This window comes from Acidicapsa ligni (assembly GCF_025685655.1).
Classification (GTDB): domain Bacteria; phylum Acidobacteriota; class Terriglobia; order Terriglobales; family Acidobacteriaceae; genus Acidicapsa; species Acidicapsa ligni.
Genome location: NZ_JAGSYG010000001.1, coordinates 897,439 through 915,713 on the forward strand (window position 1 = coordinate 897,439; position 18,275 = coordinate 915,713).

Below are 18,275 nucleotides of genomic sequence, written 5' to 3' on the forward strand. Positions count from 1 at the left end.
CTCCTCGTGATTACGGAACAAGTTGTGCGACCTCCTGCGATTGTCTTGTTGTGGAGCGCTCTTTCCCGAGTAGCACCCGGAAGAGAATTGCGATCACTGCTGCGATACAAGCGATCCCGGCCAGAACATGCGGATATCCCAATCGGGTATACAAAGTTCCCGCTATTGCTGTTGAGGCTGCACCAGCCAGGGCATTGCAGAACATCATCGTCGCCGATGCCATGCTGAGATCTTTATCGGGGGTTTCATTCGTCAGCAAACTATTGAGCCCAGGAAAGCTCATCCATTGGATAGCGCAGAAAGTCAGATAGAACCCTATCGCCAAATTTCCATTGCCCGCTGCTGCCATCGCGCCAAGTGCAAGAGCAATGGCTACCTGTATGGTGACAATGCCATTTATCAATCCGAGAAGACGGAAAACTACCGGCGCCAATAATCCCATGCAAAGCTGTAGTACTTGCGCGGCTGAAAAGATGAGTCCGATTCGTGTCAGAGGAATGTGTAGCTGGCGCGATAGATAGACATTGGAGAATGGAGTAAAGGCAGCTTCGATTGTGGCCCATAGCGCCATAACCGGCAGAAAGCGCAGAAGGAACGAGTGACCTTTGAGCCTCTGGAGCAGATGGCCGCCTACCGGTCTGATCTCCGCCTCTTCTTTCGCTTCAGACGGAGCCGGTAGTTGCAGCTTCATCATCGGAATGATTCCGAGCAGAACGATACCGCAGGAAGCCATCAGGATCAGCCGTTTGATCTCTGTAGCCTGCAGATTAAATCCGGCCATGGCTAGCCATTTAGGCAGATAGCCACACACCAGGCCACCCAATGCGCCGGTACCGATACCCACTGCAAAAAGCAGACTGAAAGCGGAAGGGCGATTCTTTTCAGTTGTAAGCCGCGCAACCGCTGGAATGAAACAAACTCCCCATGAAGACATCAGCGCGCCTGCGAGAAAAGCCATGACGATCTGCGCAGGTTCCCATATCCATACTGCGCGCAACTCAAAGAGCAGCGGCGGTGCGATAAGAGAAAAGAAGAGGAGCGGACGCAGGCCAATCCTTCGTGCCAATATGCCTGAAGGCAATGTTCCGGCCAGCGAGCCGAGCGTCATTGCTCCACCTATCAGACCTATCTGGCGTTCATTGAAATGAAAATCGAGCAGGTAGAGATTAAAGAGGAAAAGATATACCGAGAAGCCCGCAGTAAAAAAGAATGCAACCGCAAAGAATTGCCAGAAGCCGTTACCCAGCTCCTTTTGTCTAAGCCAACCGACAGGATTTTTCCAAAAAGAAAAAGTATCCTCGATAGCAAGTCCAGGTTGGGGCTCTAACTCCACTATCGTCCTTCCTGCACGAGTGTTCGCAGTCGTTCGATAGCCCAATCAAGATCGGTATAGCGAAGCTCCAGGATATCCACTGCCAGCAAGCGCTCAACTGCTTGAGAGTGCTTCAGCAGCGTCTCTCCCGTTCCAGAAATATAGCTTCGCAAAAAGGTACGTGCGGCGTCTTTGGAATAAGGCACAAGTTCGTGCGGCCCATCACTGTGCCGATTCAGAAAGACCATATAGCGCACCTCTTCCATGTGGGAGGGAACGATATCCGGCAGGTCTGTCGTGGGTAATTCGATTGACGGCTTGCCGCCTGCGCGATCCGTAAGCTCCTTGCCCGCGACCTCAGGAAAGAGAGATGCAGCGCTTGGGCGGAAGCGTACTCGATAGCAATTGCCAGTCACCAGATTGCGCTCCTCGTTATGCAGCAGAAACGAGCAGTCGTCCGTAACATACTTCCATCCGGATCGTGCGCAGGCATAGGTCAAAGTCGACTTGCCGGCACCGGAGTCGCCACACAGAAGCACTCCGGTTCCTTCGAGCGATACGAACCCGGCATGCAGGGCAGTCGCATACGAAGTTCCAAGGTGAACGCCTGCTATCGACTCCATGAAGAAAAATCTCAGATATGGTTCGTGCTGCATCGCTGCGCTCGATAGCGTCATATAGGATCTTCTGGTTGGAAAGTGGAGGATGAGGTAATTGTCCTTGTCCGCCACGGCTGTGAATATCGGATAGGTCTGCCGATAGGCCGGTGGAGGCGGGCACTCATTTGACTCTGTTTCAACGACGCGAATCTCAGCGCGAATGGGTTCTACATCAAAGCACTTTTCAAAAGCTCCCAGCATATCGGTCAAGAGAGCGATGATCTCGGCCGAGTTGGTCTTCACTTCCATGGGAAATCCGTACGGATATAACTTGCATTGCAGCAAGAGCTCCTGCTCTTCGAGACCCTGTGGGCGGGGCTCTGCCAATTGCAACTGAGCCGCTGCTACTTCTATCTCCTCGGTCGTCACATCATCTCCTTTTCAAAGTCGTAGAGTGCGAAGTCGTAGAGCGCGAAGCGGAAAGTATTCAGCCTTCCGCTTCGCTGACTCTGCTTAGAACACGTACTTCGCTGCGAACTGAATGATGCGCGGGTGCGGGCCGCCCTGTTCCCCTGAGATCTGACCAAACCCAGAGCTGGCCACGGGATTTGGAAGTGTTGCAACTCCATAGCCCAGGCTGGTGTTCGGGTTGCCGAACTGCGGCGTGTTTGTCACGTTAAAGAATTCAGCACGGAACCGGAAGCTGCTCCAGCTCTTTACTGGAAACACTCGTTCCACGGCCATATCGAGATTGTGTTGCCCAGGGCCGCGCACGATGCCTACGCTGCTGTTGCCAAAATTCTGGTCTGCCAGGCTTGTTCCATTGGGTGCTTCGGGCGCACGCGTGAATGCGGTTGCGTCCAGGTAGCGGCCGCTTCCAACTACGCGCGAGAAGAGCGATCCGTGCGTTGAAGGACTACTTCCAGTAGCCTGTGCGCGATTGTTGAAGTTTCCATAGACAGAGCCAGCGTTGCCGTCAAAGATACTCAGTGCAGCGCCAGACTGTATTACTCCGATGCCTGAGAATTCCCAATTCGTAAGCACGTGACGCGGCAGCGTTGGAAGCGAAGTAAACTTCGGTGCTGTCCATGTGAAGTTTGCCACGATTCGTTGATCCCGATCGTCACCCGCAAGTCCGTATGAAGACTGCCGCAGATTGTGTTGATCATTGGTCGGGAGCTGGGTTTCGAAAGTATCGTTCCCGCCCTCTCCATTGAGCTCGTCCAGATTCTTCGACCAGACATAGCTTGCCTGAACCTGGAAGCCATGCGTCATCCGTTTCGTAACGCTGATCTGCAGAGAATTGTAGTTACCAACGAAGACCGATTCTGCGAAGAGCGATCCTTGAGGTACGCCCTGGAATGGTTGCCGGGCAGCGACATTGTTGACCGAGTTTGTCGTCTCCCCGTTCACTGGACTTTCAGGACTGGCCAACAGCGACTGATTGAACTCGATCTGACCAGGCCGATGCACAGAACGCGTTCCTACGTAGCCCACTTCGAGGAGATAGTCACGACCAAGCGCATACTGCACATTCAGGTTGTACTCCTGGGTCCTGCCGTCCTTGATGTTCGGGTCAGATCCCTGAGTAAAGGGAAGAGGGGTAGCTGTACTGCGTGTTATGAAGATTGGATAACTGGAGTTAGGCAGCACCAATGGGTCATACGGGCTCTGCAAGGTCGCTCGTCCGTTGGCAGCTCCCTGGATGATATTTCCCGTGGAATATGGAGGCTGCGATAATCCCGACTCCACGATGCCAGCCGAATGCTGGTCATAGTAAATGCCATATCCGCCACGCAGTACCAGCACGGGCTTTTCTGTCATCTGCCACACAAAACCAAGCCGTGGCGACACGTCCGCGTGTGGGGTCTTCCATAGTCCTGCATACGATGTCCGGACTATGCCCGCAGGTATCGTGCCCTCAAAGTTGGATGGCACCGTAAATCCGCTGAATGTTCCCGAGGCTGGCAGAAGCCCTTGCTGGGCAATGTTCGCGTCGAAGTTCGCCAGCCGTCCATTCGCCTCTGTCGGAGCGCCGAAAATCTCGTATCGCAGACCGGCATTGATTGTCAGACGCCGGGTCAGCTTGACGTCATCCTGTGCGAAGATCGCGAGATCCGAATAGCGTATATCCCTGCGGAAAATACCTCCACCCGATTGCGTGGTCCCCACATTGCTGAATCCAAATGGACTGCCGTTCTGCGCCGCGCTCTGCCCCAGCAGAAAGTCGTCGAAGCTGGGAAGTTGCAGTAAACCGTCGGTTTCGTTCGGGGAGTTTATATCGGCCTGATGCCGTCTAAACTCGGCTCCGTAGCGCATGTTGTGACGGCCCTTGGTCAGTGCGATCGTGTCCTGGTAGATGAAGGAGTTTGTCACCTGCCACTCAGACGGTGTGCCTGCGTCGCCGATTGTAAGTCCAGCGACCATCAACCCCGGTGCGCTCAGCGTAGGTCCTACTGCGCCCGTTGGTGTGCCGATCCCAATTGCCTGTGCCGTGATCGGGCTCTGTACCCTCGATAGTCCATCGAACCGGGTGTAACCAAGCCGGGCGATGTTCAGCAAGTTTGAAGTGAAGACATGCGTATCCGCCAGTACAAACATGGTGTTGCGGCTCAGATCGTTGGTGGGCCATCCCGGAACATTCGCTGCTCCGTTCGGCGAAAATGCCAGCGTCTCCGGTGCGCGTGCGTAAAAGAACCGCCCGGACAAAGTATTTTTCTGGTTCAGTATCTGGTCGAGATCAACCGTAAACTGGTCTTCCCGATAATGTGCCGGAATCGCGTACGTCGATGCTCCCAAAGGCAACTGATCGGTAGGGTCACTGCCGCTGTTCGGGACAGCAGTCTGAGGACTTGGTACCGCCAACTGACCATTCGGCAGCTTGGCGTTCAGGATAGCCAGCGCCGTGGGATTAATGTTTGATCCATCGCAAGCTACCTGAGTTCCGCCAGCCAATGTCAGATATCCTGTCGCCGGCTGGCCCATCGCATTCAGATGTCCAGCAGGGCAAAACTGCGCTCCAAGCCCAGCCGCCGAACGGTCAGCGGTCAGCAGTGGGTAGACATCATTCTGTTCATCACCCAGGCCATTCACCTCGGTCGATCCCTGATAGGCCCCAAAGAAGAACGTCCTGTCGTGCCTGATCGGTCCACCGATGGACGCGCCAAACTGATTCTGCTTCAGATCCGCACGCGGCTGTCCATGCAGCTTAGAGAAGAAGTCATTTGCATTGAAGATGTTATTCCGCAGAAATTCCCATGCGCTTCCGTGGAATTTATTCGTACCGCTCTTACTTACCAGGTCTACATTTGCGCCTGTACCACGTCCGTATGCAGCATCGAAGTTAGCCGTCTGTACCCGAAATTCTTCGATTGTGTCCGGTGCCGGAATGGCCGTACCCACGATAGAGCTTTCGGCATTGGATGCTGAGTTTTCGTATATGTTGTTGGCATCGACGCCGTTGAATTGAATATTGTTATTCGTCGCAGTAGCACCGTTCGATGCTACATTCTGCGTTCCATTTCCAAGCGCTGTAGCGGTCGGCAGGTCGACGACCACACCAGGAGCCAGTCCCAGGATCTGCGTATAATTTCGGCTCGACAGGGGCAATGCGCGAATCGCGGTTTCATCTACCAGGCCTCCGAGCGTCGAGCTTTCAAGCTTCGATACTTCAGCACTTCCGCCTGTAACCTGCACACTGGTACTAGCCGCTGCAATCGCCAGTTTTACGTTCAACGACGTCGTTGCGCTCACTGTTACTTCAATCGAGTGGGAAGTGTTTCCTGAAAATCCTGTTGCGATAACTGTGACTGTATACATGCCCGGTGGCAGTAGAGGAACGCGAAATACTCCCTCAGAGGTGGTCGTCACCGATCGTGAGACATGAGTTGCCTCATTCACTGCAAGTATCTGAGCGTTCGACACCACACGGTCCGCAGGGTCGCTAACGACGCCTGAAATCGCACCCGTACCTGGAGTTTGCCCAAAGGCCGTTCCGATAAATAAAAGGAAAATTGCTGCAACTGATGCGATATGGATTCGCAGTGAATCTGTTTTCATACACTTACCTCTCACAATGGCTTCCTTATGGTTCATCTTTCCTTGGCTGAGTATGAAGAGATGGATACTGCAAGTTGTTATTGATTTGTCACTTCTTTGTCCCGATGTATGCATGTTCCGGGGACAACTCTGAGACAGGCTCTTCGATCAGGCGGCCCTGTTGCAGCCTGAATACGCGCTGAGCGTAAGCTCGCCTATGAGCACGATGCGTTACAAGCAGCACCGCCATTCCAGAAGTACTCAGGCTCTCAAGAATTCGTGATTCGTTCTCTTCGTCCAGTGCCGAAGTCGCTTCATCGAGTAACAACAACCTGGAGCCGCGAAGGATAGCTCGAGCGAGCCCCAGCCTCTGCCGCTGGCCTCCACTAAATAAAGCTCCGTTGTCGCCTACACCAGTATCCAGACCTTGAGGTTGTGCAGCGACGAACTCGTCCAGCCGAGCAATAGCTAACGCGCTCATTAACTCCGCATCGCTCTTTGCCGCCAACCCGAACAGCAGGTTATTGCGTATCGAATCATCCAGCAGGGCGATGTCCTGAGGCACGTAGGCGATGTTCGCGCGATCGACTCGAACATCGCCTGAATTCGGTTGTAACACGCCTGCGACGATGTTTAGAAGGGAACTTTTTCCGCTCCCGGAAACGCCATGAAGCACAACCGTTTCGCCTCTGCGCATATATAAGGACACATTCCGAAGAATCGGAACATCCTCATGAAACGAAAAACTAACACGGTCGATTTCTATAACTAAGTCTTCATCCGGTAGCTGCATCGTGGGTGCAACCATGCGATGCAGCATGCAATCGTTGAATTCATAAGCGACAACCTGAACATTCTTATAGGAGCTTTCCATCTGCCCGGCCATGAATGATATCTGGCTTATGAGAGGCAGCAGGCGTCGAGAGAGTACGAAATAAAAGACCAACAGGGATAGTAGCTGACGCGTATCTCCGTTGCGCAGTTGCACCGCGACAACAATGAAGAGAAAGAGCAGCACCACACCTTGATCGGCCAGAATCCTTGCAATCTGAGGAAGAAGGACGACCTGCAAATGCCCCGCAGCTACATCGCGCGCCTGCTTGCCGATCCGGTTCTGAAAGAAGCTTTCGATCCCGTAACTGCGTATTTCTTTCCCCGAAGAAAACATGTCCGCGAGACTTCTTTGCAAAACTCGCAGAGACTGTTCGCGCTCCGACACTGCCTTTTGTAGTTTCGTGCGAATGAAAAATCTGTGTATGACATAAAACAACAACACGGCAACGCCAAGGCCGCAAGCAGCCGCAGGGTTCTGATAGACGAGCGCTACGGTCATGACCAGCACGACAACAATGGACGTTATCATCTCGATGACAAGATGATAGAAATTCGCTGCCTCTCGTGCCGAATACATCGCATGGTTCAGAAGTTCACTGCGATTGCGCTCTACAAACCGGCTCCACTGCATCTCGTTATAGCCAGTTGTCAGGCGTAGCAGGATTTCTGTATAGAGACGTTGAATATGGCTGACAACAGCGCGAGTTGAAGAGATATCCATCAGGGTTCGAAGAACGACCAGGGCGGATGTGGTCAGGGCCGCTGATAGCGTCGTCTTCGGTGTCCACCAGAGATGATGTGTCGGCGGAGCGCCTTGCAGCAATAAGAATAAGAAGTACATCGAGCCGGCAAGCAATAGATCGCAAATGCCAACCGCGACTCTCGCTACAATTAACCACGCGAAGGTAAAGCGCTGTCGATTGCCGACGAGATGAAGCGCTGATCGAAGACTCTCGGCAACGCGAAAGGGCCGCTTTGCACCAGCAGGAAGATCCGACAGATTCGTCTGCTTCAACGGATCTGCCGACTCGACTGGATGCCCTTGCGATTGTCTGCCCATAGAGCGAAGCTATCAATCAACGGACCCGGTGTTGTCAGAGGTCCGTCGCTCAAATGTCAGCGAATTGTAATTAGGGCAATTGAGGGTGCAAGAAACCGATAGAACTTTTTATCGAAGTATCTGCCGAAGCGCCGATTGAGCACGAAGATTTTCTTCCGGCAGCCCGATGGTGATGCGCGCCCAGTTTGTGTATGGAGGATGTGCGCGCCCAATATCGATGCCATGCGCACGCATTGCCGCTGCAAGCTTTGGCTGGGGCTGACCGGTATCGAAGAACACAAAGTTGGTATAAGTGTCGGTGTGCGGCAGGTTAAGATCTCGCAGCACAGATACCCACTGTTCGCGTTCTTTCGCTACCGTTGTACGAGTACGTGTTATTTGCGCAGTATCACTCAATGCGGCCCCGGCGGCTGCAATGTTGAGACGCCCCAATCCCTCTGCATCCCCTGCACCCTGCTTTCGCAACGCATCGGCGAGTGAGCGAGGCGCCAGCACATATCCAATAGGCAAGCCTGCCAGCCCATGAATCTTATCGAAGGTGCGAAAGACCATAACATTCGCTCCGTCTCGTACCAGTGAAGCTGCGGAGCGCTCTTCGAAATCATCTGTATATTCCAGATATGCTTCATCCACGATCGCGACAGCGTGTTGTGAACTCTCCCGCAGGAACTGCTTGAATACATGGCTATCTTCGACTGTCCCCGTAGGATTGTGAGGGTTGACCAGATAAATGCCACGAGTCCTGGGCGTGATCTTCTTCGCGAGAGTTACAAGATCGTTGTGATACTGCTCGTTAAGTGGAACAGGGACGCCGACTCCTCCAACGTGCGCGGCCGCATCAATGAGGGCAAGATAGCCTGGCGTGGAGTAGAGAAACTCAGAGCCAGGGCCGCCCTCGCTGCCGAGATAAAGGCCGAGAACATTAAGGATTTCGCCCAGCACTACCTGCTCGACTGGAATACGTTCGTACGCTGCAATTTGCTCGGCTAGCTGTTGCGCTGCCGTCGCATCCGCATATCGATTCAACCGCGTAAATTCACGTCGGATTGCTTCAGCGACCAGCGGCGATGGGCCGTATGGATTCTCATTCAGAGACAAGCGCGTGAGAGTTTTTGCATTTGCCGTAGCGTCCGCTGAGGCATCTATGGCCTGTGCGGGACGCAAAGAAAGCACACTTGCTCCCAGCGCGAATCCAGAGGCTTTCAATACATTGCGTCGGCTGAGCCTCGTTGAACTTATCGGATACATCGACATTCAATTCGTTCCTTTCAAAGCTGTTGCATAAAACGAAAACTCCGTTACGGCACTCCTGCGAGTGCCGTAACGGCGCGATTCAAATCAAAGCTAGAACCCGACGCGCAATCCGAGTTGCAGGTAGCGCGGGAAGTTCGCCTGCGATGTAATGGCGCCGAAGTTAGAACTGCCAAAGGATGTATTTGGTCCAGAAAATTGCGGAGTATTAAAGGCGTTGAAACTCTCCGCGCGAAACTGAACGTTGAAGCGATCATGGATCAATACATTCTTGAATAGCGCGAGATCCCAGTTTTCAAAACCTGGTCCACGCAGCGAAAGCGTACGCGGGGCATTGCCGAAAGTGAGCACAGAAGAAGTGCTGAAGGCAGTGGGATTGATGTAGCCGCCAAGCCTGCCATACACGCTTCCGTGAGTTCCAAGAGAAATGCCTGGGTTCAGATTTGGCCGCTGCACACCATTACCCACAATCGAACTGTTCGGATTGCTGCTCTGGCTAATTGTGACAGGGAAACCAGCCTGGAAGGTTGGAACCACATTAAGCTGCCAGTTGCCGACGATCAAATCAGCAATGCTCGATCCAGTAGAGAATCGTTGACCGTGCCCGACTGGCAGATCATAAGTAACTCCGGCAGAGAAGCGATAAGGAACATTGTTGACAGCGAGCCCGTACTCGGCCTTCAAGTCATAGATGTTTTGAGGCGCGCTCGCCGCAGGTGCTTGAATACTGTTTGTTGTTGCGAAAGAAGCATCCCGATTGCGCGACCATGTAAAGGAAGAGATCAAGTTTAGCCCGCGCCCCACACGGCGCTCAGCCTTGACGAGCAACGCGTTGTAGTCGGCATGGCTGGATGAATCCAGTAGGTTGACTGAGCTGAACTGGGGATACGGTAGCAGTAGCTGCGACTGTGCAACTGTTGCGCTACCAATTATCCCGGTACCGCCATTTCCGAAGTAGGGGTTTGCCACCGAGTTACTCAATGCAGCGTAGCCAAGGCCAAAGTTGGATGGGTTGAGCTGGTTGTAATTGATTGGAGTAGCGCCCGTGGAACCGGGTGAAAGATTCGTCGAACGCGAACCGATGTAGTCTACTTCGAGAGCAATGCCGCCAGGTAACTCACGCTCTATGCCCGCAGAGAATTGTTGTACACGAGGTGCGCGGAAATGCTGATCGTACGTGGTGACGGAGCTTCCAATCCCGGTCAACAAACCTGCGGAGTTACCCGCGGGCTTTTCAATTCCACTCGGGAATGGATTGTCCAACACGTTGGCGGGCGTTTGATCATTGTCATTACTGGCCACGTAGGGCGTGTACTGCGTATAACCAGGGGCGAGAGCTGCGCTGGGATCATATCGTATCGGCGCATACAGGATGCCATAGCCGCCGCGTAATACAGTCTTTGAATCAAGCGCATACGAAGCGCCAAGACGCGGAGCAAATTTCAATCGGGAGAGATCTCCGATGTCGCGTGGATTGCCGTTCACGCCTGCGAACAGAACTCCGCCTGTCACCTTTGTGTTGGGAGCAAGTGACGTAGTCGCAGTCGGATCAAATCCAACAGCCAATTGGTTATGGTCTTCCTTCAAGCCGGTTTCGCTTTCGTAACGCAATCCGAGGTTCAGCGTAAGCTTCCGGGTGAGACGCAGATCGTCCTGCGCAAAGATGCCGAAGTAGTCGAGATACGTGTTCAATTGCGTTGAAGTTTCCACCTTGCCGCTAACAGGATGCCCCAGCAATAGATCGGCCATATCGGAGCCGCTGCCGTCCCCGGATACACCTGGAAATGCCTGCGTGAATGCACCGCTGAACGTGTAGGTTCCAGGGGCATCCCCGAGATCGATGAAGTTCATGCGGATGCGGCGATACTCCGCGCCAAAGGAGAGGTTGTGTTTGCCTTCACTCCGAGTAAGAGTACCGCTCAAAGTCTGCGATTTCCAATTGTCCAGCGAGCTCGTGTCCTGACCAAGTTGTGAAAAGTTGCGCAAGAAGATAGTCGGAAAGAAATTAGCTTGAAACTGGCTTGTCAGAGAGGTAGGAAAACCGAGCGAAGATGGATTGAATCCCTCGCTAACTTCAGCGATAAGGTTAGGGAAGCGGTTGTTGCCGTAACGTGCGGTGAAAACTGTTTTGGGATTGAGGATCCAGGTACTATTCAATTGTGTCGCATCTACCTGTCGATGATAGGTATAGGAATAACTTCCCGGAAGAGTTCCCAGAGGATTACCCAGTGGCTGAAGAGCTTCATAGAAGATATACGAACCACTGATATTCCACCACGGACGGATCTGCTGATCCAGCTTAACTGTTACTTCCTGTGCATGGTCGCGCACATTATCCGTGCCGGTGAAGTTAGTCTGTCCTGTAGGTGCGGCTAACTGGGGAAGCGGATAGTAAGACGCGATGTTCTTACCTACATTGCTCAAGCGATTTTGAGGGATGATGTTGCCTTCAAAAGGAGTGCGATGGATGACGCCTGCCGTATCCGTATATGTCTTAGTGGGGTCATAAATCACGTTGAGTGAACCATCTGTGTTGTGACTGCTCGAGAAATCGCCTGTGCGCTCCTGCGCCGTAGGTACTGCGAAGCTCTCAGTGTAAGGCGATGTCTGAATATAACCTTCCGATGCTATAAAAAAGAACGTCTTATTGTGTCCATCGTAGACATGCGGAACGAAGACAAATCCACCAAGCGATGCGCCCCAGTTGTAATAAGGGCTGTCAGGCCGTGGGATTCCAGAGCGGTTGGCAAAAAAATCATTGGCCAGCCATTCTGTTTGCCGCGTAGCTCCAAAGACCGATCCGTGATAAACATTGGATCCCGAGCGCAGCAGGGTATTGAATACAGCGCCGCCTGTGCGGCCTACCTGCGCATCGTAAGTGTTTGCCTGCACTTTCACATCTTGAATAGCTTCGATTGTAGGAATAGCAATCGGCCGATTATTCGTATCCGTGATTGGAACGCCATCGATCAGATATTGGTTCGAGCCGATAGGTCCACCTGCAACGGATGTTTGTGTCGTTCCATTTTGATCGGCAAAACGGACGAACTGCGGGCTGCCCGTGTTGACGAATAAGCCTGAGACTTTAACCGTCATGTATGGGTTGCGACCAAGGATGGGTAAGTTCACAAGCTGTTGCTGGCTTAAGTCCGTACTTACCGAGGCTGTCGAAGGATCAACGAGTGCAGCCTCCGCATTTACCTGCACCACATCCGTAGCCTTGCCCACCGTCAGAGGGACGTCAAGGGTGAGAAAGTCCTGTGTGGCAAGCAGAATGTGTATACGATCGGTCGCACTGAATCCGGCGTCATCGATATGAAGGGTATATGCGGAGGGACGAAGCTCACTGAATGCATAGGCGCCGATGTTATCCGTGATAACTGTGCGTATCTGGTGTGTTGCTTCATCCGTGAGAGTTACCTTTGCACCCGGTAACGCGGCCCCATTGGAGTCTGTGATAGTCCCGCGCAACCCGCTATTGAAGGTTTGTGCTATGGAGGATACAGGCATGCCAGCAAGAAGAAATGCGGCGAATAACGCCGTTAAAAATGTGAATTGAGAAAATAAAGGCCAAAAACTGCGGTGAAATATGGATTGTGTCACGTGATCTCCTAAAGGTTGCAGTGAGAATATCCGCGCCAGGAAAGAGGAAAGAATCACATAACTCCATGCCAGGAATCTGGTCTTTTGGAGTTTCGATTCCTGACGCAATTTTGATTTCTGCTGGGATGCATAGCAGAAATCCTTGCTAAGAGGATTCCTTAGTTACGGGATAGGAAAAAGAGAGTCGTCAGAGGACTATCGACAACTCTGCGCGGCGAGCACATAGCTCAACTGTGCAGGGCAAACCTGCCAGGAGCAACAACAACTATGCTTTTGGGCCAAACGCATGTCAGGATTTTAGATAAGCACTAAACGTCTGTCAAATCAGTACCCGGCAAGTATTACCCCAATAAAGATAGTTGCACCCCGATCTTTGAGATTTAGCCACCAATGTTAGTCGATCGAGAGGTCGCCGGCAGTACAAAGTCGGGCGGTCAAGGTAGTGCAAAATTCAGTAATCAAGAAAAATCTTGACATCCCAAAGGATACGCAAGCACAATTTTCAAATCAATGGAATCGTTACCACAAAGAATGGAAACCTTCCCACGTGTGGAATCTTTCCCTTGGAAAGGGATCTTTGGTACTCTCGAATCCAAACCGGGCCATCGGGACGATTGTTAACGATTGGACTCACAGCACCGTATCTGTATACCAGAGTGGAACGCCAGTAGGCATCAATACCGGCTATTTCTACACTTGCAATACGAGCTGCTGGCAGAATATCCCAACGAGGGGATTGTACGATCTCGCAGAGACAATCAACCAGATAAGTACCCAAACCATTGCAAACATAGATTTGTCGCTGCAAAAGGGAGTTTGGATCCGCGACAACATTTGCTTCCGTCTTCGTTTGGACACCTTCAACGCTCTCAATACCGTGCTATTTCCAGGGCCCAATACGAATCCTGGAGATTGCTGCGCCCACTTTATTACCGGGTCAGGCTGGACCGGCTTTTGGACTGTGCCGGAAATCCAGCAGAACTTCCCAAGAGCCCTGCAAGTCTCCGGGAAGACTACATTCTGATCAACGCTATGGTGAGGATTCAGGTAAGTACGCATGCCCGAGTCCTCGTCATATAACCTTCAGTTATTGCGATAGATTGTTTACGGCACTGGTTTTTCGTCCAGTGTCATATCTGTTTGTTGGAACAAGGCATATTGGGAGTCAAGATGCGAAAACTTTACATCACTTTAATGGCCGTCTCATTGGGCTTTAGCCCATTGCTTGGTGTTGCCCAGGTGCAAACGTCGGAAAAGCCCGACCTTACAAAACAGCCAACGCTTTATGTGGTTGGATACGCGCATCTCGACACAGAGTGGCGGTGGGAATATCCCCAGGTCATCGATGAATACATTCGCAAGACGATGGAAGACAACTTCAAACTGTTCGATAAATATCCCCATTATGTCTTCAATTTCAGCGGCGCCAATCGTTATCGCTTCATGAAGGAGTACTTCCCTGCGGATTACGCAAGGTTGAAGACGTATGTCGATCAGGGACGTTGGTTCCCTGCCGGTTCGTCGATGGAAGAAGGCGATGTGAATGCGCCCAACGCTGAAGCCATCATCCGGCAAATTCTCTACGGCAATAACTGGTTTCGCAAGGAGTTTGGCAAGGCCAGCAATGAATACATGCTGCCGGACTGCTTCGGCTTTCCTGCCTCGCTGCCGACAATTCTGGCGCACTCCGGTGTAAAGGGTTTCTCGACGCAAAAGCTTGTCTGGGGATCTTCTGCCGATGCAGGCGGCCCGGAATCGCTTGAGAAAACACCCGAAGGAACTCCATTCAACGTAGGCATCTGGGTCGGACCTGACGGCGAAAGCGTACTCGCCGGCCTCAATCCTGGTTCTTACAGCGGCGGCATCTACAGCGACCTCAGCAAGCCGTTGCCTGAGGAACCCATAAGCCCCGTATCTATTGAACTGGAAAAGAAAATCGGTGATTTGCAGCAGAAGATACAGCAGGCTCAGCAGAAAAAAGAGAAGCCTGATGAGAAGGATCTGCAGCAGTTGTTCGGCCTGCGGTCTGAACAGGCTGCGCTGGCCCAGGGACGGCATGATCGGGATGAGCAGCGATACCAGGGTGACTGGGCTGCGCGCGTCGTGCAAAACGGTAAGGTAACCGGCCTCTTCGCCGACTATCACTATTACGGCACCGGCGATATCGGTGGCTCGCCCAGCGAAGAGTCCGTGAAGCTGCTGGAAGCGATCGTCACGCAAGGCGACGCCACCCTACCGCAGGGAAGATTCTCCAGGGGACAGAGCCATTCCGAGGCGCCTAGCCAGAAGGTTGGCGATGGTCCAGTGCATGTGATCTCTGCGACCGCCGATCAGATGTTCCTCAACATCACTCCAGCCGAAACAGCCACACTGCCTCGTTACACCGGCGAGATGGAGCTCACGAATCACTCCGCTGCCTCGCTGACCTCGCAGGCCTATCAGAAGCGTTGGATTCGCCAGCAGGAACTGCTTGCCGACGCTGCCGAGAAGTCGTCGATTGCAGCCGAGTGGCTTGGCGCGCGGACCTATCCGCTTGATCGCCTCAACGATGCGTGGACACTCGCCATGGGCGCGCACTTCCACGATATCGCCGCAGGAACCGCTACTCCAAGAAGCTACGAGTTTGCATGGAACGACGATGTCATCGCGATGAACCAGTTCGCAGGCGTATTTACCAACGCCAGCGAAGCAGTTGCCGCGAGCCTCGATACGCAAGCCAAAGGCGTTCCCCTCGTTGTATTCAACCCACTCAACATCGCGCGCGAAGACCTGGTGCAGGCCAAGGTCAACTTCCCTGGTGGCACCCCGAAGGCCGTGCGCGTTACCGCTCCAGATGGCAAAGAAGTGCCGGCACAGATTGCGGATGGTAAAGTCCTCTTCCTCGCAAATGTGCCGTCGGTTGGCTACGCCGTCTATGACGTAGAGCCCACCTCAGGCTCTGCTTCCTCTTCGACGCTGCAAGTCTCCAGGCAAGGCATGGAGAATGAGTATTACCGCGTAAAGCTGAACGAAGATGGAGATGTCTCCAGCATCTACGACAAGCAGGCAGAAAAAGAATTGCTCGCTGCGCCTGCACGTCTGGCTATCTCCTATGACAACCCGCAACAGTGGCCCGCATGGAATATGGATTGGGATCAGGAACAAGCCGCTCCCAAGGCCTACGTCTCCGGTCCTGCGCAGATCAAGGTAGTCGAAGACGGTCCAGTTCGCGTTGCGATTGAAGTATCGCGCGAGACTGCTGGTTCCCGCTTCGTTCAGACGATCAGCCTTACGGCAGGCGATGGCGGAAAGCGTGTTGAGTTCGGCAACGTTATCGATTGGAATACGCGCGAAGCCAATCTCAAGGCAACCTTCCCCCTCACCGCGTCGAACCAGATGGCTACCTATAACTGGGACATCGGCACCATCCAACGCCCCTCGGCACAACCGAAGAAGTTTGAAGTCCCGTCGCATCAGTGGATCGATCTGACCGATGCCAGTGGCAAGTTCGGCGCGACGGTACTCACCGATGCCAAGAACGGATCGGATAAGCCAAATGACAACACGATTCGTCTGACACTTCTCGTTACGCCGGGCACTGCTGGCGGCTATGCCGACCAGGCCACGCAGGACATTGGCCATCACGAATTCATCTACGGCATCGCAGGTCACTCCAACGGATGGCGCGATGCTCAAACCGATTGGCAGGGGCAGCGTTTGAATGCTCCGCTGATTGCCTTTGAAACGTCAAAGCATGACGGCTCGCAGGGCCGTATCTTCTCTCTTCTGAAGGTCAGCAACCCGCGTGTACGTGTGATGGCTGTCAAGAAGGCAGAGCAGGGAGACGAAGTTATCGTGCGTCTCGTCGAGCTCGATGGCAAGCCGCAACCGGATGTGCATGTTTCCTTCGCTGCACCAATTACCGCAGCACGCGAAGTCAATGGCCAGGAGCAGCCGGTTGGACCTGCAACCTTGAATGAAGGCGCTCTGGTTACGTCCTTCGGTGCATATCAACCGCGTACTTTCGCCCTGAAGCTCGCAGCTCCCTCCACCAAACTGGCAGCCGTACAATCCGCTCCTGTTACCTTGCACTACGATCTGGCGACTGCCAGCAACGATGGCGACCACGCTGCTGCCGGGTTCGACGGCAAGGGTAATACGCTACCGGCAGAAATGCTGCCTTCGCAGATCACATTCAATGATGTTCAGTTCAAGCTTGCACCTGCAAAGACTGGCACTCCGAATGCGATCGTTGCCAAGGGACAGAAGATTGATCTTCCCGCCGGCGATTACAACCGCGTCTATCTGCTTGCTGCATCCAGTGACGGCGATCAGAAAGCAACCTTCGACTTGGGCGGCAAAAAGGTCGAGCTTAACATTCAGAACTGGGGCGGCTTCATCGGTCAGTGGGATGATCGGCAATGGAGCTCCGCAGACACCAGCCATGACAACTACGGCGAAATGATCGGGCTGAAACCCGGCTTTATCAAGCGCGCCAATCTCGCCTGGTATTCCAGCCACCATCACAATGCATCGGGCCAGAATGCAACGTATGCGTATTCTTATCTCTTTGGATACGCGATCGATCTCGCACCGGGTACAAAGTCGATTCTGTTGCCAAAGAACGACAAGATCCGAATCCTCGCGATCTCTGTAGCCACTGAAAATCCTGCAGTGGAACCAGCTCGTCCGCTCTACGACGTGCTTCCTTCTCCTAACGCGGGCGCTAGTGATTTCACACTTTCACCATCCTCTGCCAGCATCTCGGTATCTCAAGGAAAGACCGCTACAACGCACGTCCTTGTCATGCCGAGAGGCAGCTTCAGTGGAGCGGTCAACCTCACCGCATCTGGATTGCCCGCAGGAGTAACGGCAGCATTCAGCCCGGCCAGCACTACGGGCTCAAGCGCTCTCACTCTCACCACCACCAAGTCAACCGCTCCGGCCACAGCTCAAGTCACGGTGACAGGAGTGTCCGATGGCGTATCGCACTCTTTCACCACCGATGTGTCAGTTACTCCCGTTCTTGAAGGGACAGTGGCTGTCGATTTGTCATCGGCGTACAACGTCACCGGAATCTATGACGATGGCAAAAAGTTTGAGGCATCGGCCAGCCTCGACGACGGTGGCTATTCTCTATCCAGGCAGGCACTTGGTTCTGAAGCGATCGGCGAAAGCGTCGTCTTCAAGCTCGGTCCGGCCAACGCTCCCGATGTGGTGACAGGCAAAACGATTACTCTTCCGTCAGGCAAGTTCACCAGCCTCAAGATTCTCGCCACGGCAGTCGAAGAGAACCAGAGGCAACAGATCTTCACGGTCAACTACACGGATGGCACCAGCTCTTCGTTTACGCGGACTCTGAGCGACTGGGCCTCCACCGGCAATGTCAAAGGTGAGACTGCTGCAGCCGATATGCCCTATCGTCTCATTGCGGATGGTTCGAAGGATGGCAACCCGTTTTATCTCCATGCTTACTCTTTGAATCTTGATACAAACAAAACCGTCCAAAGCATCACACTGCCGAGCAACAGAAATGTTCTGGTCTTCGGCATTACCCTGGTGCCGTCGAAATAGTAGATAAGAAGATGACCAGGCAGCA

At 53.2% G+C, this 18,275-nt stretch carries 8 protein-coding genes; 2 read left to right on the forward strand and 6 right to left on the reverse strand.

What is annotated here, in order from left to right:
• Window positions 1-10: 10 nt before the first annotated feature.
• The 6 genes from OHL19_RS03530 to OHL19_RS03555 all read right to left on the reverse strand — a co-directional run bounded on the left by OHL19_RS03530 (window position 11) and on the right by OHL19_RS03555 (window position 12,697).
• Window positions 11-1,333 (reverse strand): MFS transporter, encoded by a 1,323-nt coding sequence (locus tag OHL19_RS03530; protein WP_263356203.1) that lies wholly within the window; start codon window positions 1,331-1,333, stop codon window positions 11-13.
• A complete protein-coding gene (locus tag OHL19_RS03535) occupies window positions 1,333-2,340 on the reverse strand; it encodes an aldolase (RefSeq protein WP_263356204.1) in 1,008 nt (335 codons plus the stop codon). The genes OHL19_RS03530 and OHL19_RS03535 overlap by 1 nt, the downstream gene beginning before the upstream one ends.
• An 84-nt stretch (window positions 2,341-2,424) precedes the next feature.
• Window positions 2,425-5,970: a carboxypeptidase-like regulatory domain-containing protein gene (locus OHL19_RS03540; protein WP_263356205.1), complete on the reverse strand. Its 3,546-nt coding sequence runs from the start codon at window positions 5,968-5,970 to the stop codon at window positions 2,425-2,427.
• An 88-nt stretch (window positions 5,971-6,058) separates the two neighbouring features.
• Window positions 6,059-7,843, reverse strand: a complete 1,785-nt coding sequence (locus tag OHL19_RS03545; RefSeq protein WP_263356206.1) for an ABC transporter ATP-binding protein — start codon at window positions 7,841-7,843, stop codon at window positions 6,059-6,061.
• 108 nt (window positions 7,844-7,951) lie between these two features.
• Complete coding sequence (locus OHL19_RS03550; RefSeq protein WP_263356207.1) at window positions 7,952-9,097, reverse strand: pyridoxal phosphate-dependent aminotransferase; 1,146 nt, start codon at window positions 9,095-9,097, stop codon at window positions 7,952-7,954.
• A 90-nt stretch (window positions 9,098-9,187) separates the two neighbouring features.
• Window positions 9,188-12,697: a carboxypeptidase regulatory-like domain-containing protein gene (locus OHL19_RS03555; RefSeq protein ID WP_263356208.1), complete on the reverse strand. Its 3,510-nt coding sequence runs from the start codon at window positions 12,695-12,697 to the stop codon at window positions 9,188-9,190.
• Window positions 12,698-13,244: 547 nt separating this feature from the next.
• On the opposite strand from OHL19_RS03555, the gene OHL19_RS23215 reads away from it, so the two are divergent.
• On the forward strand, window positions 13,245-13,721 hold the full coding sequence (locus OHL19_RS23215; protein WP_449701827.1) for a hypothetical protein: 477 nt from the start codon (window positions 13,245-13,247) through the stop codon (window positions 13,719-13,721).
• A gap of 146 nt (window positions 13,722-13,867) precedes the next feature.
• Window positions 13,868-18,250: a glycoside hydrolase family 38 N-terminal domain-containing protein gene (locus OHL19_RS03560; protein ID WP_263356209.1), complete on the forward strand. Its 4,383-nt coding sequence runs from the start codon at window positions 13,868-13,870 to the stop codon at window positions 18,248-18,250.
• Window positions 18,251-18,275: the final 25 nt, after the last annotated feature.